At 68.2% G+C, this 22,484-nt stretch carries 23 protein-coding genes; 14 read left to right on the plus strand and 9 right to left on the minus strand.

The annotated features are described in order from the left end of the window. Positions 1-68 precede the first annotated feature (68 nt). Positions 69-782: a proteasome-type protease gene (locus OOB33_RS02325; RefSeq protein ID WP_271007493.1), complete on the plus strand. Its 714-nt coding sequence runs from the start codon at positions 69-71 to the stop codon at positions 780-782. A gap of 22 nt (positions 783-804) precedes the next feature. On the opposite strand, the gene OOB33_RS02330 is transcribed toward OOB33_RS02325, so the two are convergent. Beyond that, complete coding sequence (locus tag OOB33_RS02330; RefSeq protein WP_102769061.1) at positions 805-1,524, minus strand: YebC/PmpR family DNA-binding transcriptional regulator; 720 nt, start codon at positions 1,522-1,524, stop codon at positions 805-807. A 23-nt stretch (positions 1,525-1,547) separates the two neighbouring features. On the opposite strand from OOB33_RS02330, the gene OOB33_RS02335 reads away from it, so the two are divergent. Both OOB33_RS02335 and OOB33_RS02340 read left to right on the plus strand, forming a co-directional pair. Continuing rightward, the gene (locus OOB33_RS02335; protein WP_102769060.1) at positions 1,548-1,745 is read left to right on the plus strand and encodes a hypothetical protein; all 198 of its coding nucleotides are present in this window, start codon (positions 1,548-1,550) and stop codon (positions 1,743-1,745) included. Positions 1,746-1,840: 95 nt separating this feature from the next. Further along, a complete protein-coding gene (locus tag OOB33_RS02340; RefSeq protein ID WP_102769059.1) occupies positions 1,841-2,035 on the plus strand; it encodes a hypothetical protein in 195 nt (64 codons plus the stop codon). A gap of 91 nt (positions 2,036-2,126) precedes the next feature. Here OOB33_RS02340 and OOB33_RS02345 read toward each other — a convergent pair whose 3' ends face one another. Next, complete coding sequence (locus OOB33_RS02345) at positions 2,127-3,161, minus strand: SdiA-regulated domain-containing protein (protein ID WP_102769720.1); 1,035 nt, start codon at positions 3,159-3,161, stop codon at positions 2,127-2,129. 48 nt (positions 3,162-3,209) lie between these two features. Further along, positions 3,210-3,917: a lamin tail domain-containing protein gene (locus OOB33_RS02350; RefSeq protein ID WP_102769058.1), complete on the minus strand. Its 708-nt coding sequence runs from the start codon at positions 3,915-3,917 to the stop codon at positions 3,210-3,212. Between the two features lie 199 nt (positions 3,918-4,116). Here OOB33_RS02350 and OOB33_RS02355 point away from each other — a divergent pair, with 199 nt between their 5' ends. The 3 genes from OOB33_RS02355 to OOB33_RS02365 all read left to right on the plus strand — a co-directional run bounded on the left by OOB33_RS02355 (position 4,117) and on the right by OOB33_RS02365 (position 7,443). Further along, a complete protein-coding gene (locus tag OOB33_RS02355) occupies positions 4,117-4,881 on the plus strand; it encodes a ParA family protein (RefSeq protein WP_102769057.1) in 765 nt (254 codons plus the stop codon). A 177-nt stretch (positions 4,882-5,058) separates the two neighbouring features. Further along, positions 5,059-5,850: a substrate-binding domain-containing protein gene (locus OOB33_RS02360; RefSeq protein WP_271007494.1), complete on the plus strand. Its 792-nt coding sequence runs from the start codon at positions 5,059-5,061 to the stop codon at positions 5,848-5,850. 39 nt (positions 5,851-5,889) lie between these two features. Next, positions 5,890-7,443 carry a methyl-accepting chemotaxis protein gene (locus OOB33_RS02365; RefSeq protein WP_271007495.1) on the plus strand — a complete coding sequence of 518 codons (1,554 nt, stop codon included), beginning with the start codon at positions 5,890-5,892 and terminating at the stop codon, positions 7,441-7,443. A gap of 64 nt (positions 7,444-7,507) precedes the next feature. Here OOB33_RS02365 and OOB33_RS02370 read toward each other — a convergent pair whose 3' ends face one another. The 3 genes from OOB33_RS02370 to OOB33_RS02380 form a co-directional block, all read right to left on the minus strand. After that, positions 7,508-8,008 carry an FxDxF family PEP-CTERM protein gene (locus OOB33_RS02370; protein WP_271007496.1) on the minus strand — a complete coding sequence of 167 codons (501 nt, stop codon included), beginning with the start codon at positions 8,006-8,008 and terminating at the stop codon, positions 7,508-7,510. A 197-nt stretch (positions 8,009-8,205) separates the two neighbouring features. Next, the gene (gene nadC, locus OOB33_RS02375; RefSeq protein WP_171826669.1) at positions 8,206-9,072 is read right to left on the minus strand and encodes a carboxylating nicotinate-nucleotide diphosphorylase; all 867 of its coding nucleotides are present in this window, start codon (positions 9,070-9,072) and stop codon (positions 8,206-8,208) included. Positions 9,073-9,112: 40 nt separating this feature from the next. Continuing rightward, complete coding sequence (locus OOB33_RS02380) at positions 9,113-9,814, minus strand: fumarylacetoacetate hydrolase family protein (RefSeq protein ID WP_171826668.1); 702 nt, start codon at positions 9,812-9,814, stop codon at positions 9,113-9,115. A gap of 145 nt (positions 9,815-9,959) precedes the next feature. Here OOB33_RS02380 and OOB33_RS02385 point away from each other — a divergent pair, with 145 nt between their 5' ends. The 6 genes from OOB33_RS02385 to OOB33_RS02410 all read left to right on the plus strand — a co-directional run bounded on the left by OOB33_RS02385 (position 9,960) and on the right by OOB33_RS02410 (position 16,493). After that, positions 9,960-10,970, plus strand: a complete 1,011-nt coding sequence (locus tag OOB33_RS02385; RefSeq protein WP_271007497.1) for a septal ring lytic transglycosylase RlpA family protein — start codon at positions 9,960-9,962, stop codon at positions 10,968-10,970. Positions 10,971-11,093: 123 nt separating this feature from the next. Continuing rightward, entirely contained in the window at positions 11,094-12,290 is a 1,197-nt protein-coding gene (locus OOB33_RS02390) for a GGDEF domain-containing protein (protein ID WP_271007498.1), read from the plus strand. Further along, the gene (locus tag OOB33_RS02395) at positions 12,287-13,462 is read left to right on the plus strand and encodes a GGDEF domain-containing protein (RefSeq protein ID WP_271007499.1); all 1,176 of its coding nucleotides are present in this window, start codon (positions 12,287-12,289) and stop codon (positions 13,460-13,462) included. Before OOB33_RS02390 ends, OOB33_RS02395 begins: the two co-directional genes overlap by 4 nt. Positions 13,463-13,579: 117 nt before the next feature. Further along, the gene (locus OOB33_RS02400) at positions 13,580-15,067 is read left to right on the plus strand and encodes a PhoX family protein (protein ID WP_271007500.1); all 1,488 of its coding nucleotides are present in this window, start codon (positions 13,580-13,582) and stop codon (positions 15,065-15,067) included. Positions 15,068-15,104: 37 nt separating this feature from the next. Next, positions 15,105-15,692 (plus strand): PEP-CTERM sorting domain-containing protein, encoded by a 588-nt coding sequence (locus OOB33_RS02405; RefSeq protein ID WP_271007501.1) that lies wholly within the window; start codon positions 15,105-15,107, stop codon positions 15,690-15,692. A 33-nt stretch (positions 15,693-15,725) separates the two neighbouring features. Beyond that, positions 15,726-16,493, plus strand: coding sequence for a DNRLRE domain-containing protein (locus tag OOB33_RS02410; RefSeq protein ID WP_271007502.1), 768 nt, complete (start codon positions 15,726-15,728; stop codon positions 16,491-16,493). Between the two features lie 42 nt (positions 16,494-16,535). Here OOB33_RS02410 and OOB33_RS02415 read toward each other — a convergent pair whose 3' ends face one another. The 3 genes from OOB33_RS02415 to OOB33_RS02425 form a co-directional block, all read right to left on the minus strand. Next, positions 16,536-18,209, minus strand: a complete 1,674-nt coding sequence (locus OOB33_RS02415) for a tetratricopeptide repeat-containing diguanylate cyclase (RefSeq protein WP_271007503.1) — start codon at positions 18,207-18,209, stop codon at positions 16,536-16,538. A gap of 58 nt (positions 18,210-18,267) precedes the next feature. Further along, complete coding sequence (locus OOB33_RS02420; protein ID WP_271007504.1) at positions 18,268-18,762, minus strand: GrpB family protein; 495 nt, start codon at positions 18,760-18,762, stop codon at positions 18,268-18,270. Between the two features lie 76 nt (positions 18,763-18,838). Continuing rightward, a complete protein-coding gene (locus OOB33_RS02425; protein WP_271007505.1) occupies positions 18,839-20,365 on the minus strand; it encodes a CoA-acylating methylmalonate-semialdehyde dehydrogenase in 1,527 nt (508 codons plus the stop codon). Between the two features lie 95 nt (positions 20,366-20,460). Between OOB33_RS02425 and OOB33_RS02430 the strand changes: the two genes are divergently transcribed. Continuing rightward, positions 20,461-21,468, plus strand: a complete 1,008-nt coding sequence (locus OOB33_RS02430) for a LysR family transcriptional regulator (protein WP_271007506.1) — start codon at positions 20,461-20,463, stop codon at positions 21,466-21,468. Positions 21,469-21,808: 340 nt separating this feature from the next. Continuing rightward, complete coding sequence (locus tag OOB33_RS02435) at positions 21,809-22,477, plus strand: YecA/YgfB family protein (protein ID WP_271007507.1); 669 nt, start codon at positions 21,809-21,811, stop codon at positions 22,475-22,477. Positions 22,478-22,484 lie beyond the last annotated feature (7 nt).

The following is a 22,484-nucleotide window of genomic DNA, read 5'->3' on the forward strand; positions in this document are numbered from 1 at the left end:
ACGGCGATAATCGCCCCGCTCCTGCTCTGACCCACTCCCCGGGCTGCACCATGACCTACTGCGTTGCCATGCGTCTCGACGCCGGCCTCTTGTTCGCGTCGGACTCGCGCACCAATGCGGGCGTCGACCACATCGCCACCTTCCGCAAGATGAATGTCTTCGAGGCGCCCGGCGAGCGCCTGATCGTGCTGCTGAGCGCCGGCAACCTGGCGACCACGCAAAGCGTGATCAGCCTGCTGCGCCAGCGCCTGGAGCATGAGGGCGAGCACCTGCTCAACCGCCGCTCCATGTACGACGTGGCCGAACTGGTCGGGCGAACGGTCAAGGAAATCGTCGCCCGCGACGCCAATTCACAAAGCCTGGGCCAGGGCGTGGATTTCGGCGGCAACTTCATCGTCGGCGGCCAGATCCGCGGCGAGGAGCCGCGGCTTTTCCATGTCTACGCACAGGGCAACTTCATCGAAGCCTGCGAGGACACGCCCTACTTCCAGATTGGCGAATCCAAGTACGGCAAGCCCATCATCGACCGCGTCATCAACACCGGCACCTCGCTGAAGGAAGCGGCCAAGTGCACGCTGATCTCGTTCGACTCGACCATCCGCAGCAACCTCTCGGTCGGCCTGCCGATCGACATGCTGCTCTACCGCGCCCACAGCTTTGCCCCGGCCGCACCGCACCGCGTCACCGCCGACGACCCCTACTTCAACAAGCTGCGCCGCGGCTGGGGCGAAGGGCTGAAGCGGGTGTTCGCCAAGCTGCCGGACGAAGACTGGTTCGCCTGAGAGCCGGGCGGCTCAACCGGCGTCAGCCCGCCAGGCCGACGTAGACCTCCTGCACATCGTCATGCTCGTCGATGGCGGCGAGGAAGGCTTCGACCTCTTCCAGCTCGGCGCCGCTGAGGCTGACGGTGTTCTTGGGCCGGTAGCCCAGCTTGGCCGAGACGACATTGAAGCCATGCTGTGGCAGGGCACGGCAGACCAGGTCCAGATCGGCGGCATCGCTGAGGAAGACGGTGGGGGCCACTTCGCCGTCCTCATCCGCCTCGCCAAGCTCGAAGTCCTGGGCACCGGCCTCGATGGCGGCGAGTTCGGCATCGGCCCCAGGCTGCGCCGGCGTGGCCTCGATCAGACCCAGATAGCTGAAGTCCCAGGACACCGAACCCGCCGCGCCTAGTTGGCCCTTGCGGAACAGCACGCGGATCTCGGACACCGTGCGGTTGATGTTGTCGGTCAGGCATTCGACGATGACCGGCACACGGTGCGGGGCAAAACCTTCGTAGGTGACGCGCTCGTAGTGCACGGCATCACCGAGCAGGCCGGCGCCCTTCTTGATGGCCCGCTCCAGGGTTTCACGCGGCATCGAGGCCTTGCGCGCCTGCTCCACCACCATGCGCAGGCGTGGGTTCAGGTCGGTGTCGGCGCCGCTGCGGGCGGCCAGCTGGATCTCCTTGGACAGCTTGCCGAAGATGCGACCCTTGGCATTGGCCGCCAGGTCTTTGTGTTTGGCTTTCCACTGTGCGCCCATGCGGCTGTGTCCTTGTTGGCTGGATGAATCTGTTGTTGATCAGCCGCATCGACACGGCCGCGAAGGCCTTGATTGTCGCGGACGCGCAAGCCGCCCCCGGCGGTATCGAAAAATGCGCACCACGGGCGCTTGTGGTGCATGCAGCGCACCTTCGGGGGGCAGGTCTTGCCTCGGGGCGGCCTTGCAAACCCGAGTTCGGCGTGCAGTTTGACAAGTTTTGAAACAAATCAAACCCGCATGAGGAATGGCATGGCGTGCGCCAGCGGCGATATTGGCAACCATGTCATCCCACCCCAGCTGAACCCAGGAGCCAGCCATGAACACCAGCGGTCCCGCCGCCCCCAGTTTTCTCTACCGCAGCGAGGCATTTGCCGAAGACCTGCCTGACTTGCCCGTGTGGAGCGAGTCGGAACGCCGGCCCCGCCGCGTGCTGAGATCGCTGTGGGTCGCCGCCGCCCTGTTCGTCGGCGCCGGCAGCACTGCCCTGGCCTGGATCGGCTACCGCATCTGAAGCCGGGGCACAAACGCCACCTGGAATGGACAAGGGGCTGCTCACGCAGCCCCTTTTGCTGTCACTTCGGCGCCCTCAGCGCCTCAGGTCTTCAGACCTTGCGACGGCGCTTGGCGACAGCCAGCAGACCCGCCAGGCCGAGCGCCATCAGCGCATAGCTGGACGGCTCCGGCACCGGGGCCGTCGCTGACAGCACGATCAGCTGGGACTGCGCGCCTGGCAGGGCTGAGCCGGTCTGGTCTTGTTCGGCCACCAGATAGATGGTGCCTTTTTCGTCGATGGTGACACCTTCGATGCCGTTGTTCGGCAACACCTGGCTGAGATCCAGGCTGCTCAAGACCTGACCCTGGCGGTTCACCTCGACCAGCTTGCGCGAACCCAGGCTCAGCAGCAGCAGGTTGTCGGCCGCCGAGCTGCCAGCCAGGTGATCCACGCCCGAGAGCGTGGCCACATCGGACAAGCTGCTCAGACCCAGCGAGGCTGGATTGAACAAGGCACTCATCGCCGCCACGCCTCCGCCGGGCGGGGTCGAGCCGTCGCCCGAGCTGGACGGCGGGTTGCCGGTGGCCGCCGCAAAGCTCAGGCTGCCGGACAAGACGTTCTGCGGCGACTGCTGCTTGACGCTGATGAAGCTGCCGCCGTTGCGGGTGTCGTAGGCCAGACCCTCGATGCCGTTGTTGCCGACCGAATTGTTGGCGATCGAGACGAAGTTGCTCTTCAGGACGGCGCTGCCACCATTGACGAAGCTGAAGCGGTAGACATCTTGCAAGCGCTCTTCGCTGACGGCCAGCATGCCGCCGCCCAGGTAGGCCAGGCCTTCCGTGTCGCGCTTGGTGCTGCCGGTGCCGCTCCAGTTGAAGGCCATCTTGCCCAAGGTCTGGCCGGTCAGCGAGATTTCGACCACGCCGGTGCCTTCATCACCGACATAGAACAAGGTGCCGCGGTCGCGGGCGTAGCTGACGGCCGAGGCCTCCAGGCCCGAGACCTGGTTGGCGCTGCTGCCGCCCAGCAGATCCAGGGCATAGCTGGCCTTGACCTGGTAGTTGCCGAGATCGAGGCGATCGCCGGCCTGGGCCAGGCCGCTGGCGGCGGCCAGCAAGGCGAGAGCGAGGGATTTGAGTTTCATGTTCAGCTTCAAGGAATAGGTTTCAGATCGGGCGCGTGCAGCGACAGCTCAGCGCGGGCGCTTGCGCGCCACAGCGGCCAGCAGGCCAAGGCCGGCCAGCAGCAGGGCATAGCTTTCGGGCTCCGGCACCGGGGCGGCAGCGATCAGACCGGGCGAGCCGATTTCCTGGCCATCGGCCGACCGGAAGGCGCCGTTGACGCCGACCACGCTGAGCTGGCTGATCAGGGCGTTGTTCAGGCCGGCTGCGTTGTCAAAGGTCTGCAGGGGCGCTGTGGTGCTGGACACACCGAACTCCACACGGGCCTGCAGCACGCCGCTGGCGTTGAAGATATTGACCGCATCACCGCCGGTGCTCAGGCCGACACCGGCCCCCTTGTACAAGCCGATCTGCAAGCCCACCGGCGCCTGGGCGCCGAACCAGGTGCTCAGGAAGCTGGCCGTGACGTCCTTCTCGGTGAAGATCACCGTCTCGCCCGCGGCGATGCTGGCGATGCCGGTCAGGGCCACCTTGGCCGTGCCGTTGGAGTTGTCGTCCATGGTCCAGCCGCTCAGGCTGATGGCGGTGGTGCCCAGATTGCTCAGCTCGAACCAATCGGCGCCGTAGGCGGAGTTGCCGCTGGACCAGGCCGAGACCTCGGTGATCCTCAGCTGGGCCAGGGTCGGCGTGCTTGCCAGCGCCAGCAAGGCTGCCACAGGAGCCACCAAAGGAGCCGCCCGAGGGGAGAAGCGGAAAGAGAAGAAGCGCGCTGCGTTCATGGGGTCTGCCTTGTCGAGTCGTTGCGAGGGTGGAGGAGAAAGCCGCGCGCCAGTGTCTGCAGGCCGTATGACAGGCCGATGTGGACAGACCACCTGAACACGGGGGGCTGGGCGTTGCAGCCGGCATGAAACAGGGGGCATGCGGCGCGCAATGCTGCAGTGCACAATAGACCCGTCTGCAACAAGCCAGGGGTCAGGGATGCGCCGTGTTGTGTTCAATCAAAAAGGCGGGGTCGGCAAATCGACCATCACCGCCAACCTCGCCGCCATTGCCGCGGCCCAGGGCCGACGCACCTTGCTGGTGGACCTGGACCGGCAGGGCAACTCCAGCCGCTACCTGCTCGGCGAGGGCGCCGATGAAGCGCCAGCCGGTGCGGCCGAGTTCTTCGAGACGACGCTGGGTTTCAGCGTTCGCAAGCCCAAGACCAGCGACTTCATCGTCGAGACGCCCTGGGAACAGCTCCACCTGATGCCCGCCAGCCCCCTGCTCGACGAGCTGCACAGCAAGCTGGAGAGCCGCTACAAGATCTACAAGCTACGTGACGCCCTGGCCGAGCTCGGCGAGGACTACGACGAGATCTGGATCGACACCCCACCCTCGCTGAACTTCTACACCCGCTCGGCCCTGATCGCCGCGCAGCGCTGCCTGATCCCCTTCGACTGCGACGAGTTCTCACGCCGCGCGCTCTACGAGCTGCTGGACAACGTCAAGGAAATCCAGGCCGACCACAACCGCGAGTTGCAGGTCGAAGGCATCGTCGTCAACCAGTTTCAGGCCCGGGCCGCCCTGCCCCAGCGCACCGTGCAGGCCTTGATCGACGAGGGCCTGCCGGTGCTGGCGCCTTACTTGAGCGCCAGCGTCAAGGTCAAGGAGTCCCACGAGCTCTCACGGCCCATGATCCACCTCGACCCGCGCCACAAGCTGACGCTGGAGTTTGTCGAGCTGTACCAGGGCCTGGCCTGAGGCGCGGCGGCGCCCGGCGTTGCCAAACCCGCAGAAACACCGGCCAGCGCCGGTCGCTGTCACGGTTGCGTCACAGAGCGTCCAAAGAATGGTCCGCAGGTCGTGACGGGGGTGCCATAGCGCACACCCCGATGCTCCGACCCTCGCCCTTTGTTTGCCCCACTCTGAGGACTTTGCATGCTGTCTGCACTCCAACTCAAGCTGGGCAAGCGCCTGGCATCCGCCCTGCCTGCCGCGCTCTTCCTCGCGCTCTCGACCGCCCAAGCGCAGGTCGTGGAAGTGGCGGGGTCATCGACCGTGGCCAAATCCATCGTCGAACCCAGCCAAGCCAAGCTGCGCGAGGCCACCGGCATCGAGCTGAAGATGCTGTCGGTGGGCACGGGCAAGGGCATGCAGATGCTGTTTGACGGCAAGGTCAAGGTGGCGGCCGTGTCTGCCTCGCTGGACGAGGCCGTGGACGATGCCAAGAAGGCCGGCGCGAGCGCAACTCCGGCCGGGCTCAAGCTGCACACCTTGCTGACCGATCAGCTCGTGCCCATCGTGCACAACGACAACCCGGTCAAGGAACTGAGCCGCGAGCAACTGCGCGGACTGCTCAGCGGCAAGCTGCAGAACTGGAAAGAGGTGGGCGGGCCCGACCTGGCGGTGCTGGTGGTGACCGGTGCCCCCGGCTCGGGCACGCGCGGCGTGATCGAAAAGCAACTGCTGGCTGGCCAGGCCTTTGCCAGCACGGCCAAGGAGCTGCGCACCAGCGCCGCCGAGTTGTCCGAAGTGGCGCGCGAGAAAGGGGCCATCGGCTACGTCGGCTCGGGCACTGCCGAATCGGCCAAGGGCAAGATCAAGGAAATCAAAGCACCCACCCTCTCTCGCCCCCTGGGCCTGGTGACCGTCGGCGAGCCCTCGCCCGAGGTGCGCAAAGTGTTGGACTACCTGCAAAGCACGGAGGCCAAGAAGCAGTTCCTGCAATAGCAACACAGCCTCAGCCGGTTGGGATCCAGGGAGTTCAACATGACCAACAAAGAGATCACGATCCAACACACGCTGCTGACGGCCTTTGCTGCGGTCATCCTCAGCCTCTCGGCCTTGGCGGGCCTGGCCTTGTGGCAGGTTCACGCGCTCAGCGCACAGCTGCAGTCGGCCACGCAGAATCTGGTGGCCAAGCTGGCCTCGGTGGCCAGCCTCGAAGCCGTCAACCTGAGCCGCGCCATCACCGTGCGCGACCTCGCCCTCAACGAGGACATCAAGGTTCAGGCACAGCTGCAGGTCGAGCTGAAGACCCAGGCCGAGGCGCTGAGCGCGCTGAACGCCGAGCTGGACCAGACGCCGTGGACCGCCGAGCAAGCCGCGCAATGGGCTCGGCTCAAGGCCGGCACGCAGACCATGGCGACCCTCACCAGCCCCCTGCCCGGCATGATCGATGAGGGCCGGTTTGATGAGGTCAAAGCCCTGGTGGCCGACAAGGTGCGGCCGGCCCAGCTGGCGCTGAACCAGGTGACCGCGCAGCAGCGCCAGCTGGTCAATCAGGAGGCACAGCAGGTGCGCGCGCAGGCCGAGGCCGCCATCCACGCTGCCGAGCGCTCACGCACCGGCATCGTCCTCGGCCTCGTGCTGCTGGCCAGCGCCTCCATCGGCATCAGCCTCTGGGTGTCCCGGCGCATCAGCCGCCAGCTGGGGGCCGAACCACAGGCCTTGATGCGGGTCTGCCAGGCCCTGGCCACGGGCGATTTCAGCGTGCCGCTGCAGGGCCGGCCGGGCAGCGTGATGGACAAGCTGGAACACACCCGCCAATCGCTGGCGCAGCTGGCTGGAGGCATTGCGCAAGCGGTACAAAGCATGAGCCTGGCGGCGCAGGAAATCAGTGCCGGCAACCACAGCCTCAGCGGCCGCACCGAGCAGCAGTCTTCCTCCTTGCAGCAAACCGCGGCGGCCATGGAGCAGATGACCGGCTCGATTCGCGAGGCCGCGGACCATTCCCGCTCGGCCACCGAGATGGCCGATTCGGCCCGCAGCGTGGCCGAGCAGGGTGGCCAGCATGTGCAGCAGGTCGTGCACACCATGAACGAGATCGCCGGTGCCAGCCACAAGATCGCCGAGATCATCGGCGTGATCGATGGCATCGCCTTTCAGACCAACATCCTGGCGCTCAATGCCGCGGTGGAAGCCGCCCGTGCCGGCGAGCAGGGGCGCGGCTTTGCCGTGGTGGCCAGCGAGGTGCGACAGCTGGCCCAGCGCAGCACCCAGGCCGCGCGCGAGATCAAGTCGATGATCACGAACTCGGTCGAGCGGGTCGAGCGAGGCAACCGCCTGGTCCATGAGGCCGGGGCATCGATGGAACGCATCGTCGACGAAGTGCGCCAGGTTTCCGCCCGCATCGCCCAGGTCACCCGGGCAGCAGAAACCCAGAGCCGGGACATCTCGCAGATCAATGCCTCGGTGTCCAGCATCGATGCCGGCACGCAGCAGAACGCCGCCCTGGTCGAGCAAACCGCGGCGGCGGCGGAGAGCCTCAAGTTCCACGCCGAGAAGCTGGCGCAGGCGGTGGCGGTGTTCCGCTTCGCCTGATGCGGCTCGGCCGGGCATGAAAAAAGCGGGCCGAGCCCGCTTTCTTTTCGGTGTCCGAGCCGACTCAGCGCTTGCGGCTGCGCCGCGCCATGAAACCCACCACACCGAGACCGGCCATCAGCAAGGCATAGCTGCTGGGCTCGGGCACCGGCGTCACGTCGATGCCGAAGGTGTAGAAGCTGTTGTTGCGGTTGGAGATGCCGCTGACCGTGATGGTGTAGTTGCCGGCAATGGCTTGACCGGCGCCTTCCAGGATTTGGAAGGAATTGCCTGTCGTCAAATTCAGGGCCTCGGGGCCGGGGAAAGCGCCGCCACTGATGGTTGCCTGGAAATTGCTGAAGGCGAATTCAGGGCGCGAAAAGTTGGCGCTGATCAGCACCGACGCATCGCTGAAGCTGCTCAGCGTGAAATTCCAGGTATCGCTGAAGCTGACCCCATTGCCGAAAGGCGCTGAGTTCTGCAAGGCGCCCGTGGCCGTGATGTCGCCGAGGTTGTAAGTGGCAGCCTGTGCCGCGCCAGCGCCCAGCGCCAAGGTGGCGGCCAAAGCCAAAGTCGAGAATTTCATGCCGGAGCCCTTCTTTCTCTGTGTGACGATCTGCGGACCGAACGATCCCACAAAACCATCGCTGCGGCAAAACAGCCGCTGTGTGGTCAAAGAATAGCGCAGCGGCAATAACCTGGGATCCGCAAAAACAGGGGGGATGGGAAAACACCGGGGCCGGCCACTGCGGAGCCCAGCCCCATCCTGCACATGGTCCAGGCTCAGACCGGGCCGTCCACCCGCATCGAGAAGTCCACCGCCTTGATGTCCTTGGTCAGGCGGCCGATGGAGATGCGATCGACACCGGTGGCGGCGATCCAGCGCAGCTGATCCAGGGCCACGCCGCCGGAGACCTCCAGCAGGGCGCGGCCGGCATTGAGACGCACCGCCTCGATCATCTCGGCCTCGCTGAAGTTGTCCAACAGCACACTAACGGCACCGGCGGCCAGGGCCTCCTGCAGCTCGGCCAGGGATTCGACCTCGATCTGGATGTCCACGCCTGCGTTCAGCGCCTGGGCGGCGCGCAAGGCCTCGGACACACCGCCGGCCGCGGCGATGTGGTTTTCCTTGATCAGGATGCCGTGATACAGCGCCAGGCGCTGGTTGGCGCCGCCGCCCACGCGCACCGCGTACTTTTGCGCCAGGCGCAGCCCGGGCAGGGTCTTGCGGGTGTCCAGCACCACGCAGCCGCGCGGGTTGCTGCTGGCGCCGGCGATGGCGTCGACGTGGGCGCGGGTCAGCGTCGCGGTGGCCGAGAGCAGTTGCAGAAAGTTCAGCGCCGGGCGCTCGGCCGTCAGCAGCAGGCGGCCATCTGCCTCAATCTGGCACACCAGGGTGTCGGCGGCCATGCGCGCGCCTTCGGCGTACAGCCACTCGATGCGGCTGCTCGGGTCGAGGGCGGCGAACACCGCCTCGAACCAGTCGCGGCCGCACAGCACGGCGTCCTCGCGCACCCGCACATGGGCTTTGACGCGCCGGCCAGCCGGCACCAGCTGGGCCGTCCAGTCGCACACGCCGACATCCTCGAACAGGGCGTCGCGCACATTGCGCTGGCGGGCTTGGTCCAGGGTTTCGTTGTGGTCAAACATGGCGGGCGGTCTCGGTCAGGAGCAAAGAAAGGGCGACAGTCTAGTCCGGCTCGCCAATGCGCAGGCTGAGCGGCGGCAAGCCGTCGATGTGGCCGCTGATCTCGTCGCCGGGCCGCACGGCGCCGACACCGTCGGGCGTGCCGGTGTAGATCAGGTCGCCCGGCTGCAGGTGGTAGTACTGCGAGAGATTGGCCACGATCTCGGGCACGCTCCAGATCATGTCGGCGATATCGCCGCGCTGCTTCTGTACGCCGTTGACGGCCAGGCTGATCGTGCCCGCGCGCAGCACACCGGTGTCACTGACACGCACCAGCTCGGTGATGACGGCCGATTGCTCGAAACCCTTGGCCGTGTCCCAGGGTCGGCCGTTGGCCTTGGCCTCGGCCTGCAGGTCTCGGCGCGTCATGTCCAGGCCGGCGGCATAGGCCCAGACGGCGGCGCGCGCCGCCTCGGGCGTGACCTTGAAGACTGGCGCGCCGATCGCGATCACCAGCTCCATCTCGTAGTGGTAGTTCTGCGTGCCGGGCGGATAGGGCACGGTGGCGCCCGAGGGCACCAGGGCGCTGGCCGGCTTGCTGAAGTAGAAGGGCGGCTCGCGATCGGGGTCGGAGCCCATTTCGCGGGCGTGGGCGGCGTAGTTGCGGCCGACGCAGAAGATGCGGCTGACGGCATAGCGCGCCTGGCTGCCGCGCACGGCCACGCTGGGCTGCTCGGCGGGGGGGAAGATGTAGTTCGTGCTCATGGCCAATCGGTCCTGCAGTGCCGGTGTGAGGTTGCCAAGCATACGACCGCGCCGGCCCGATTCGCGGCTGCACTTGGCAAGTGCGGGCGCCCTGTGTAGGGTGGCGGCCATGTCAAAGTGCCGCACTGCCCTGCCCCCACGATCCATGCCCCCGCGGCTCCACTGGACCCATGCCCTGAGTGCCTGCTGCCTCGCCGCCCTGGTAGGCTGCGCCAGCAGCCCCAACCCATCCCCGGCCGGCAGTGCCGGCAAGCCCCGGCCCTCGCCCGCCAGTTCCGACCGCGACGGACCCGAGGCCGTCATCCCGCCCGGGCTGGATCAGGTGCCCGACGCCACGCCCAAGCTGGAGCCCATCCGCAAGGGCGGCCCCAACAAGCCCTACGAGGTCTTCGGGCAACGCTACGAACCCATGACCGAAGACCTGCCCCTGATCGAGCGCGGCCTGGCCTCCTGGTATGGCAAGAAATTCCATGGCAAGCCCACCTCCAGCGGCGAGATCTACAACATGTACGCCATGACCGGGGCCCATGCCACCATCCCCATCCCCGGCTACGCCCGCGTGCGCAACCCGGCCAATGGCCGCGAGGTGCTGGTGCGCATCAACGACCGCGGCCCTTTCCACCGCGGCCGCATCATCGATCTCAGCTACACGGCGGCGCTCAAGCTCGGCATCCTCAAGGGCGTGACGCCGGTCGAGGTGGAACGCATCACGTTCGAGGACATACGCACGGGCGCCTGGCAGCGCAAGGACAACAAGCCCGCGCCGGGCAGCCCACCCCTGCCCGACAGCAACCCGCCGGTCTATGCCGCGGCCGGTGCCGCCGGTGCAGCCGAACTGGAAAACACCCAGCAGCTCGCCCTGGCCGAGGCCGCACGCCCGGCGGCCGAGCCACCCCTGCCAGCCGCGCCACGCGCCGCCAGCCGCGGCTTCTGGGTGCAGCTGGGCGCTTATTCGCGCATGGACGGCGCCGAGGCCATGCGCCGCCAATTGCTGGCCGAACTGGACTGGCTGGCGCCCTTGCTGGCCGTGTTCAAGGACAGCGGCCTGCACCGCCTGCAGGCCGGGCCCTACGCCTCACGCGAGGATGCCCGCCAAGCGGCCGAGAAGGTGCGCGGCGCCCTGGCCATGAATGCGGTGGTGGTGGAGCGCCGCTGACGCGGGAACAACAGGGCAAATTGCCGCCTGTTCGGGCCGGCGGGCCATTGTGTCGCCCCGGGGGCTCGGCGATCATGAGGGCCGGCCCCGCCTCGCGCGGGTCGCGCCCCTACCGAGCCGTTGATGACGCAGTCCCTCGATGCCAACACCCTGCTGCAGGTGAACGCCGTGTTCCACGGCTTCACGGCCCTGGTATGGCTGATCATGGCCCAGGTCTTTCGCATCGCGCCGCGCGCCGCCCTGCTGCTGGCCACGGCCTATCTGTGCATCATCCCGGCCCTGCTCTGCCTCGACTGCCAGGCCTGGTGGCCGGCCGCGCTGCAGGGCTGGGTTCAGAAACTGCTGAGCCTGCTGGGCTTCGCGCTCATGACCCTCGGCATTCGCCGCATGATGCGGCTGCGCATGCGCTGGCTGGACATCGCCGGTGTCGCCGGGCTGGCCGCTGCGGCCATGCTGGCCCTCAGCTTCAGCGGGCACCCAGCGGCTGCCCTGGCCCTGAACTCGGCCGGCATGGGCGCACTGACCTTGTTGGCCGCACGCGATGTGCTGACCGGCGGACGCGCCACCTTGCTGCCCTGGGTACGGGCCTTCATCGTCTTTCCCTATCTGCTGATGGCCTTGATGCTGCTGGGCCGCAGCCTGAGCCTGCTGTGGCTGAACGAGCAACGGCCCTTCTTCGTGCAAGGCCAGCATGCCAGCGTCTGGCTGGCCGGGGCCTATCTGGTGCTGAGCCTGGCCATCGGCATCGGCCTGGTGGGCGTCGTTGTGACCCGCTTGATCGACCGCATCCGCTACATGACCCTGCGCGACCCGCTGACCGACGCGCTGAACCGCCGCGCCCTGGCGGCCGAGCTGGCCCAGCTGCAGGCCCAGGTAGAGCGGGGCCAGACCCACAGCCTGGTGATGCTGGACGTGGACCATTTCAAGCAGATCAACGACAGCCTGGGCCATGCCGCGGGCGATGCCGCCTTGCTGCACCTGGTGAAGGTGTTGCGCGCCTCGATGCGCGAACTCGACCGCCTGGGTCGGCTGGGGGGCGAGGAGTTCTGTGTGCTGCTTCCGCACACCCCACTGCCCGACGCCGCGCGGGTGGCCCAGCGCATGTGCGAAGCCCTGCGTCGCAGCCCCCTGGTCTGGCGCGAGCAGTCGCTGCCACTGACGGCCAGCTTCGGCGTGGTGCCCTGCCAGGCGGGCGATCCGCAGGGCGACAGCAGTCTGGCCATGGCCGACTGGCTGGTCTACCGGGCCAAATCCTTGGGCCGCGACCGCGTCTGCGTGGCCGAACCGGGCGCCAGCCTGGGTCGGGAGCTGTCAGCATGAACCTCGGTGGCGGCCCCACGGATGCACTGACGCTGCTGGCCGCCACGGTGCTGGTGTTTGCCGTGGCCAGCCTGTTCTGGTGGGTGATGGCCCAGGGCGCGCGCCTGGCGCCGCGCGCGTCCTTCGGCCTGGCCCTGGTCAATGCCATGCTGGCCGCCTCGCTGACCTTGCATGCCCTGCGCGGCGAAGCGCCGCACTGGCTGAGCTTCTGGGCCTCGGACGTGCTGTCCATCGGCGCCCTTGCCGTGCTGCGTGCGGTGGTCCCGACCCTGGTCCGAGGGCGCCTCGCCTGGCGCAGCGCCCTGGCCCTGCTCGTGCCGGCCGCCCTGCTGCTGGCCCATCTGCCCTACAGCGGCGATATGCGCAATGAAACCCGGGTGGTCTTCGGCAGCCTGGGTGCCCTGGCCCTGATGAGCGCTCTGGACGCCTGGCGGGCGCTGCGCCAGCGGGTGTCGGTGGACATGTCCCTGCTGCTCTCGGGGCCGCTGTTCCTGATCAGCGTGCTGCTGGTCGGGCGTTTGATCGAGTCCCTGGTCCTGCCGGGCAACAACACCGACATCCTGGGCTCGGGGGATTTCAACATCGCCTGGCTCTGGTCCATGCTGGCCATGAATCTGGTGCTCAACACCACCATGGCTTTTCTGATCCTGGCCAAGCTGATCCGGCGCATCCAGCGCCTGACCCGCCACGACCCGCTGACCGATGTGCTGAACCGGCGCGCCCTCAGCGAGGCCATCGACACCGAGCATGCCCGCCTTCAACGCGGCAAGCCCTATGCCCTGGTGATGATCGACATGGACCGCTTCAAGCAGCTCAATGACAGCCTCGGCCACGCCGCCGGCGACGCGGCCCTGCAGCGCCTGGTCGAGGTGCTCAAACCCTGCGTGCGCGAGGTCGATGCCCTGGGCCGCCTCGGCGGCGAAGAGTTCTGCGTGCTGCTGCCCCTGACAGACATTGCAGGCGCCGCCCTGGTGGCCGAACGCATGCGCCTGAATCTGGAAGAAAGCGAGTTCCTCTGGCAGGGCCAGAGCTGGCCGCTGACCGCCAGCTTCGGCATCGCCGAGGCAGAGCCCGGCGACATCAGCGCCGACGCCGTGCTGAGCCGCGCCGACCGCGCCATGTACCGCGCCAAGGCGCAGGGGCGCAATGTGGTGCAGGCGCTGGACGCCTGACGACCATGAGCCGAATGGCTTACAGAATCGTGTGAGGGCTTCCACGGAGCTGTCGTGATGGCTGAACAGAATGCGCCGGGCTTTCAACCACCCGGTCGCCACGCTGCCACCCCCATCATGTCCGAACAAGAATTCGCCCCCTCCCGTCGCCATCTGCTGAAGAGCGCCTCGGCGGCCGCCGCGCTGCCCTTCATCGCCACCCTCGGCGCCCTGCACAGCCGCGAGGCCCAGGCTGCCGGCAACACCCAGCTGATCGACAGCCCCTACGGCCCGATCGCACCGGTCAATGACCTGAGCACCGGCCTGCCCCTGCTGCAACTGCCGGCCGGCTTCAGCTACAAGAGCTATGGCTGGACCGGTGATGCCATGAGCAATGGCAAGCCCACGCCGCGCGCCCACGATGGCATGGCCGTGGTGCAAAGCCGCCGTGTGGGCCGCAGCACCGAGCTGGTGCTGATCCGCAACCACGAAGTCTCGACCGGTCCGGACGCCAGCTACTTCGGCGCGCCCGCGGTGTACGACACCGGCATGTCCGGCAGCAACTACTTCAACGGCGGCACCACCAATCTGGTCTTCCGTGACGGCAACTGGGTGCGCACCGACGCCAATCTGGGCGGCACCCGCAGCAACTGCGCGGGCGGCCCCACGCCCTGGGGCAGCTGGCTGAGCTGCGAGGAGGTCAGCTCCGACAGCATGAGCAGCCAAGGCAAGAAACACGGCTATGTGTTCGAGTGCGCCGCCGACCCCAGCCAGACCACCGGCCAGCCCATCGTCGGCATGGGTCGCTTTGGCCACGAGGCGGTCGCCATCGACCCCGTCTCGAGCATCGCCTACCTGACCGAAGACCTGTCGGGCAAATCCGGCTTCTACCGCTACATCCCCCTGGTCACGCCCGGCAGCGTGGGCAGCCTGGCGCAAGGCGGCCGCCTGCAGATGGCCAAGGTCAAGGGCCAGAACAACGTCAACATCGCTCCGGCTCAGCTGGAGCAAAGCTATGAGCTGGAGTGGGTGGACATCGCCGATCCCGACCAGAACCGCGGCACCGCCAGGGGTTTGAACGGCGTCAACATCAACGACTGCGCCGGCCCCTTCGTGCAGGGCTGGGCGCAGGGCGCGCTGCGCATGAATCGCGGCGAAGGCATCTGGCACCACGCCGGCAAGATGTATGTGATGGACACCTCGGGCGGCAATGTCGGCCGTGGTGCCATCTGGGAACTCGATCTCGCCACGCAGACCCTGGTCTGCATCTACGCCAGTGCCTCCGAGCTGGTCGGCGATGCCGGCGACAACCTGACTGTCAGCCCGCGTGGCGGCATCGTCATCTGCGAGGACGGCGGCGGCGCCACCGACAGCTTTGGCTTCGGCAGCCGCCTGATGAGCCTGACCCCGGAGGGCGACACCTTCATCCTGGTCAAGAACAACGTCAACGTCAGCGCCGCCCAACTGACTGCCGCGGGCAAGCTCAGCAGCCTGGCCGGTGACCGCCGCAGCTCCGAGTTCTGCGGCGCCTGCTTCGACCCGACCGGCCGCTACCTCTTCGTCAACATCCAGACCCCCGGCATCACCCTGGCCATCACCGGCCCCTGGGGCAAGGGCCCGCTCTGAAGCCGCCCCGCCCATTCACCGAACCCAGGACCCTTCCATGAACAAGATTTCCTCCATCGCCGCAGCCGCCCTGTTCGCCCTGGCCGCTCAGGCCCAGGCCGCCGTCTACACCGGCAGCAGCGCCAACACCGGCTCCGCCAGCGTGGACAGCAGCTTCGCCAGCGCCAGCCAGCTGTTCTTCGATCTGAGCTTCGCCCGGCAAGGCCAGGTCACGCTGAACTTCCTGGTCGAGGCCCAAGACCTCGGCCAGACCCTGAGCTTCAACGCCCTGGTCAGCAACCTGTCCGGTCTGGGCTTTGAGGCCGCCAGCGTGCGACTGAACGGCGCGCGCTTTGCCGCGCCGGCCGGAACGGTAAGCACCGATGGCTTCCAGCCGGTGCTGGCCTCGGGCCACAGCGCTGACAGCCTCTGGGCGCAGTTTGGCGGCCCGGGCGTGACCACGCAGTTCTACATCGGCAACCCCTTGCTCGAAGCCGGCGCCCAAGACTGGTCGCTGGACCTGAGCGGCCGGCAGGTCGGCGAGACCTTCAGCATCACCGTGGCAGTGCCGGAGCCGCAAACCTATGCCCTGCTGCTGTCCGGCCTGGCCGTGCTCGGCTGGGCCGCACGCCGCCGCAGCGTTTGAGCCCGAGTTCCAGAACCCACCGAACGCACCGTCATGAAAACCACCCTCGCACTCACCACCGCCCTCTTGCTGGCCCCATGGGGCCAGACCCTGGCGGCCGACGCGCCCGTCACGCTGAAGTTCCAGCAAGGCGTGAACGGCTACACCGGCACGCAAGACGCCCACATCCGCAGCAATGAAACCAGCGGTGGCGACAGCCGCGGCGTCAACTACGGCAGCCTCGATCACCTCAGCATCGACGGCGACGACGGCAGCCCGGGCGCCAAGCCCAACCAAGGTCTGATCCGTTTCGAGCAGCTGTTCGGCACGGCTGCCGGCCAGATCCGCGGCGGCGACACCATCGTCTCGGCCACCCTGCAGCTGCAGGTCTTCGACGCCGGCAGCGGCTTCACCGTGCACCAGATGCTGCGCGACTGGAGCCAATCCACCGTGAGCTGGAACCTGGTCGGCGCCGGCATCCAGACCCATGGTGTTGAAGCCAGCGCCAGCAGCCTGGCCAGCGTGGGCGCCAACAACAGCAATGCCAATATCGGCACCGGCCTGTTGAGCATCGACGTCACCGCTTCGCTGCAAGCCATGCAGGCCGGCACGGTGGCGAACCATGGCTGGTTGCTGCAGCCTTTTGCCGCCGGCAGCAACGGCATCGACTTCCACAGCAGCGAAGCCAGCAACGCCAGCCTGCGCCCCCTGCTCAGCGTGCAGCTGGTGTCCAGCGTGCCCGAACCGCAGAGCTGGGCCCTGCTGGGCGCCGGTCTGCTGGCGATCCTGGGCCTGCAAGGTCGTCGCAGCCGCCGACACTGAGACCGACCGGGCTCAGGCGCGGCCCGTGCCGCGCGCCGTCCCTCAGGCCAAGGCCACGCGGTTGCGGCCCAGGTGTTTGGCGCGGTACATCGCGCTCTCGGCGCGCGCCACCAGCAGGTCGGTGGCGTAGGGCGGCGCATTGGCCAGGCCGATGCTCAGGGTGACATCCAGGCCCTCGGCCAGCTGCGACCAGGGGTAGAGCTCGACGGCGCTGCGCAGGCGTTCGCAGACCTCGACCGCCCGATCGGCCACGGTGTCGGGCAGGGCGACCAGGATCTGGTCATCGGCCAGGCGCAGCAGCAGGTCGCGCGCCCGGGTGTTGTCGCGCAGCATCTGGGCCAGCACCTGCAGCACCTGGTTGCCCACGTCCAGGCCATGCTGGCGGGTCAGGGCGGTGAAGCGATCGACATCGATCAAGGCCAGGGTCAGGGGCGCGGCCGTCAGCTCGGCGGCGCGCACCAGGGCCGGCATGCGCGCCGCCATGCATTCGCGGTTGCCCAGGCCGGTCAGCGGGTCGCGCCAGGACGCGTCCGGCGGCTCGGCCACTTCGCTGCCGAGCGCGGCCTCGCGTCCGCTGGCCGGAGGGGGGCGCCGCTCTTCCAACGAGCGCTCCGCCTCGACCCGGGTGACAAAGAAACGCGCCTGGGCCGCCAGCTGGGCCACAGCGCGGCTGCGCGCCACGGCCAGGTGTTGCTCCAGGTGGTGCAAGGCCTGGGCGGCGTCGCCCAAGGCTTGCGTGGCACGGTAGGCAGCATGGTGCAAACGCATCAGCAGCTCGCTCTGCGCCCGCCCGGCGGATTCGGCCAGCACGGCCGCCAGGGCCTGGGCGGCGCCTGCCGCATCGCCACGCGCCAGTTGCAGCTCGGCCAGAGAGCAGCGCGCCCGCCATCCCAGGCCCAGATAGCCATGGGCATCGATGTCGGCCAAGGCCTCGTGCAGCACGGTCTCGGCTTCGTCCAATCGGCCGAGATGGAGCAGGATCTCGCCGCGGTTGCTGTCGCTGATGGCCAGCACAAAACACTCCCCCACCGCCAGGCCATGGGGCCGCGCCGCCAAGGTGTGCTGCAAGGCGCGCGAGAGCGCATCCTGGCCTTCGCGGCGCTGCTCGGGCGACTGGCTGTGGCGCAGCAGCTTGTAGTGGCTCAGGCCCACGGTGGCCAGATTGTTATGGGCGATCAGGCGCTCGGTCGGACCGGCCTGCTCGGCCACCAGAGCGGCTGCCTCGTTCATCAGGCGCTCGGCCTGCCAGGGGTCGCCCATGCGCTCCAGCACGGCACCCACGGCATTGAGCGCCAGCGCCACCAGCTTGGGCTCGGCCAACTCGCGGGCGCGCGCCAGGGTTTCGTTGACATGGGCCAGGGCCGATTCGAAGTCGCCCATCTCGGCGGCGGCAAACGCCATCCAGCGCAGCAGCTCGCACAGGGAGGCGCTGCTGCCCTGCTCGCGAAAGGCGGGCATCAGCTGCTGGGCCGCCGCCAGCATGCCGGCCATCTCGCCCCGGCGGTACATGTAGAAGCAGCGCCAGCGCCCGGCTTCCAGGTATTCGCTGAACTGGCCCTGGCTGCTGGCCACTTCCCAGGCTCGCGTGGCGGCGGCAAAACCAAGGCCCAGATCGGCCTGGGCCTGTGCGCGCGCCACCGCCAGCCAATCCGCCAGGGTCTCGCCGCCGACCGCCGCCGCGGCCGCATCCTCGTCGCTGTGCAGTACTGCTTGCATGGGCGTCTCAAATCAATGGAGGCGCAAGCGTAGCCGATCTGGGCGCGCCTGCGCCCCCTCAGGCGAGCGGTGGGGTGGCTTGGCCTTGCAGCACGCGGGCGATGAAATCGCTCTTGGCCGCACGGTAGGCCGCCTCGCCCGAGCTGGCATGGGCCCGCTTGATGGCGTTGTATTGATGCACCAGCTCGGGATCTGCCAGCAAGGCGTCGCGGAACTGCAGGAAGTCCTCGAACTCCGAGCCCGCGGCCACCACCTGCACCGCATGCTCGGGCAAGGCGGCGGGTGCAATCAGCATGCACAGCTCAGGCGTGCGCAAGGTGTCCTGCTGCTCGACATAGCCCTGGGCCTGCAAGCAGGCCACGGTGTCGGCATGGGCGGCGGCCGGCACGATCAGGCAGAGGTCGAGATCGCCCTTGGACACGGCGCCGGGCACTGCCGAGGAGCCGATGTGCTCCAGCCGCCCCTCGGGCACCCAGGCGCGCAGCGGGGCGGCTACGGCATCGAAACGCGCCGCCAGGGCGGCCTGGTAGGCATCAGCCGGAAAGAGTTCCATGGTGTGAGAAGAGGGCAAAGGTCCTCCATCTTCGCCCAGCTCGGGCCGCGCCCGGCATGGCCAGGGGCTCCGCCGATCAACGGCTGGTCGGCATCACGAACTCGGCGCCCTTGGCCACGCTGGCCGGCCAGCGCTGCATCACGCTCTTCTGCTTGGTGTAGAAGCGCACGCCCTCTTCGCCATAGGCATGCATATCGCCGAACAGGCTCTTCTTCCAGCCACCAAAGCCCTGCCAGGCCATGGGCACGGGGATGGGCACATTGATGCCCACCATGCCCACCTGAATGCGGCGCACGAACTCGCGGGCGATGTGGCCATCGCTGGTGTAGCAGGCCACGCCGTTGCCGAACTCATGGGTGTTGACCAGATCGACCGCCGCGGCGAAATCGGGCACGCGCACGCAGGCCAGCACCGGGCCGAAGATCTCCTCGCGGTAGATGCGCATCTCGGGCCGCACATGGTCGAACAGGGTGCCGCCGGTGAAGAAGCCGCCTTCCAGGCCCGGCACTGTGAGGCCGCGCCCGTCCACCACCAGCTGTGCGCCCTCTTCCACCCCGAGGGCGATGCAGCGCTCGATGCGGTCGCGCGCTTCGCGGCTGACGATGGGGCCCATTTCTGCATCGAGCTCCATGCCGTTCTTGATCTTGAGGCGGCGGGCCCGCTCGGCCACGGCCGGGATGATGCGATCGGCCACATCGCCGACCAGCACTGCCACCGAGATCGCCATGCAGCGCTCGCCGGCCGAGCCGTAGGCGGCGCCGATCAAGGCATCGACCGCCTGCTCGACATCGGCATCGGGCATCACCACCATATGGTTCTTGGCCCCGCCCAGGGCCTGCACGCGCTTGCCCTGGGCCGCGCCGTTTTGGTAGATGTACTGGGCGATGGGGGTGGAGCCGACGAAGCTGAGCGCCTTCACATCGGGGTGGTGCAGCAAGCCGTCCACGGCCAGCTTGTCCCCCTGCAGCACATTGAAGACGCCATCCGGCAGGCCGGCGCGTTGCAAGAGCTCGGCCACGAACAGGCTGGGCGAGGGGTCGCGCTCGCTGGGCTTGAGGATGAAGGTGTTGCCGGTCACCAGGGCCAGCGGCGCCATCCACATGGGCACCATGAAGGGGAAGTTGAAGGGCGTGATGCCGGCCACCACACCGAGCGGCTGGCGCAGGGTCCAGTTGTCCATGCCGGACGAGACCTGGTCGCTGAAATCGCCCTTGAGCAGCTGCGGTGCCCCGCAGGCGAACTCGACGATGTCGATGCCGCGCGCCACCTCGCCCTGGGCGTCGGTGAAGACCTTGCCATGCTCGGCCGTGATCATGGCGGCCAGCTCGTCCTTGTGCGCATGCAGCAGCTCCAGGAACTTGAACATCACCCGGGCGCGGCGCAGCGGCGGCGCATCGGCCCAGGCCGGGAAGGCGGCTTGTGCGGCGGCCACGGCGGCCTCGACATCGGCCGCGCAGGCCAGCTGCACCTGACGCGCCACCTGGCCGGTGGCCGGGTTGTAGACCGGCTGGCTGCGCGCGGCGCTGGTGACGTGCACGCGGCCGTTGATGAAGTGGCCGACATCGTCGCGGCGCTCGAAGGGCGGAACAGGGTTGTGGCTCATGGCGGGGCTCTCCAGGGGATGGCCCAGTCTAGGCAGAGCGGACCCGGCTGCCAATCCAGATTCGGCAACTTGATTGTTCGGTAAAGTGAACAATCATGAGCACCACACCGCCACCCACCGAGGCCCGCCCCGATCAGCTCTGGGGCCAGCTCCACGCCCTCAGCGTGATCGCCCAGCTGGGCAGCTTCACCAAGGCAGCGCAGCGCCTGGGCCTGTCCAAGGCCGCGGTCAGCCAGCGCATCGCCGATCTGGAGCGCCAGCTGGGCCAGAGCCTGGTGGCACGCACCACACGCTCGGTGCGCCTGAGCGAGGCCGGCCAGCGCCTGGTGGCCGAAACCGCCGCGCCGCTGGCCCAGATCACGGCCGCCCTGGGCGCCAGCCGCGACGCCGTCGGCCAGCCGCGCGGCCGCCTGCGCCTGAGCGCACCGGTGGCCCTGGGGCGGCAGCATCTGGCGCCGCTCTTGAACCGTTTTTGCCAGGCCTACCCCGAAATCCAGATCGAGCTCGATCTGTCCGACCGCCTGGTCTCTCTGGCCCAGGAAGGCTTCGACCTGGCCGTGCGCCACTGCAGCGCGCCGCCCGACAGCCACGTCGCCGTCAAGCTCTGCGACAGCCGCGCCCTGCTGCTCGCCAGCCCGGCCTATCTGCGCCAACATCCGGCGCCGCAAAGCCCCGAGGATCTGGCGGAACACGCCTGCCTGGCTTACTTGCGCCCCGGGCCGGCGCAGTGGCTGTTCGAGCGGCAGGACGACGGCGCCGAGGTGGAACGCGTGAAGGTGCAGGTGCAAGGCCCGCTGCGCGCCGGCAACAGCGAGATCCTGCGCGAGGCGGCGCTGAGCGGCCTGGGCCTGGCCCTGCTGCCTGATTTCAGCGCTGCCGAGGCCCTGGCCCGTGGTGAGCTGGTCGAGCTGCTGCCGGATTGGCGGCCGGTCGGCTTCTTCGGTGACGCCATCTACGCCCTGCGACCCTGGAGCAGCGCCACGTCGCGGCCGGTGCAGTTGCTGGTGGCGGCTTTGCGCGAGGCGCTGGCGGGTGGCTTTGCCGCTGCGCCCAAGGGAGGCGGGCAAAAAAAACGCCCACCAAGCAAGCCGGGTGAGCGTTGAAAGTCCTCGAAAGGACGTCGTTGGGACGGTTGCAAAAGGCCGTGAGCCACTCGCTTGACGCGTACTCTAGAGGGCCGACGCCCGACGCGGTATCCCCAATGGGTAGGAGTCGCTCAGGCTTGACTTGCACGGCACGCCACGGCTACCGGTTCGGCCGGACAATAGCGGCATGAGTTCAAACAAGCCGTCCCGCCCGCGTTCGTCCGCCGCCCCTGCGCGCCCGGGCTCCAGCCACCGCTCCGGTCCGGGCCCCCGGCCGGGCCCCGGCGCATCAAGCCCAGGCGCCGCCAGCCGCCCCGGCCCGCGCGGCAGCCACGCAGCCCCGGCCGCCAAGCCGCCCATGGCGAAGCCGCAAATCCAGCCGCTCAGCGAGGCCGAGCTGGATCAGTTGCAGGCGCTGCTCGACCAGGTGCCGGCGCCGCTGGAACCGCTCGATGTCAGCATGCTGGACGGTTATCTGGTCGGCGTGCTGTTGCAGCCCAAGGCCGTGCCGGCCTTTCAGTGGACCCGCCATGTGCTGGACAGCGAGGAAGGCCGCAACCCGCCCGAGCGCTTCGACAGCCGGCCCCTGCTGGCCCTGGTCAAGCGCCGCTACCAGCAACTGAACCAGGCCATCGTCGACCGCCAGTGGTTCGACCCCTGGGTGTTCGAGATGCAGGGCGAGGATGAAGACGAAGAGGCCGAGCCCTCCGAGGTGGTCTTCCCCTGGGTGGCCGGCTTCGCCCTGGCCACCGAATTGTTCCCCGAGCTGATGCGCGAGGACGCGGCCGATCTGCTGGAACCCCTGGCCGCCCTCTTCATGCACCTGGACCCGGACGACCTCGAGGACGCCGACGACTTGCTCGAGGAGATCGAGTCGCTGGAGCCGCCCAAGGATCTGGAAGAGGCGGTCGAGGGCCTGGTCAGCGCCTGCCTGATGCTGGCCGATGTCAGCCGGCCGCAAGCGAAACCTGCCGCCCCGCAGCGACCGCCGGCTCGGCGCGGCCCGCCGCCGCGCGGCCGCTACTGAAAAAGCC

Source organism: Paucibacter sp. B51 (genome assembly GCF_027863535.1).
Taxonomy (GTDB): domain Bacteria; phylum Pseudomonadota; class Gammaproteobacteria; order Burkholderiales; family Burkholderiaceae_C; genus Paucibacter_A; species Paucibacter_A aquatilis.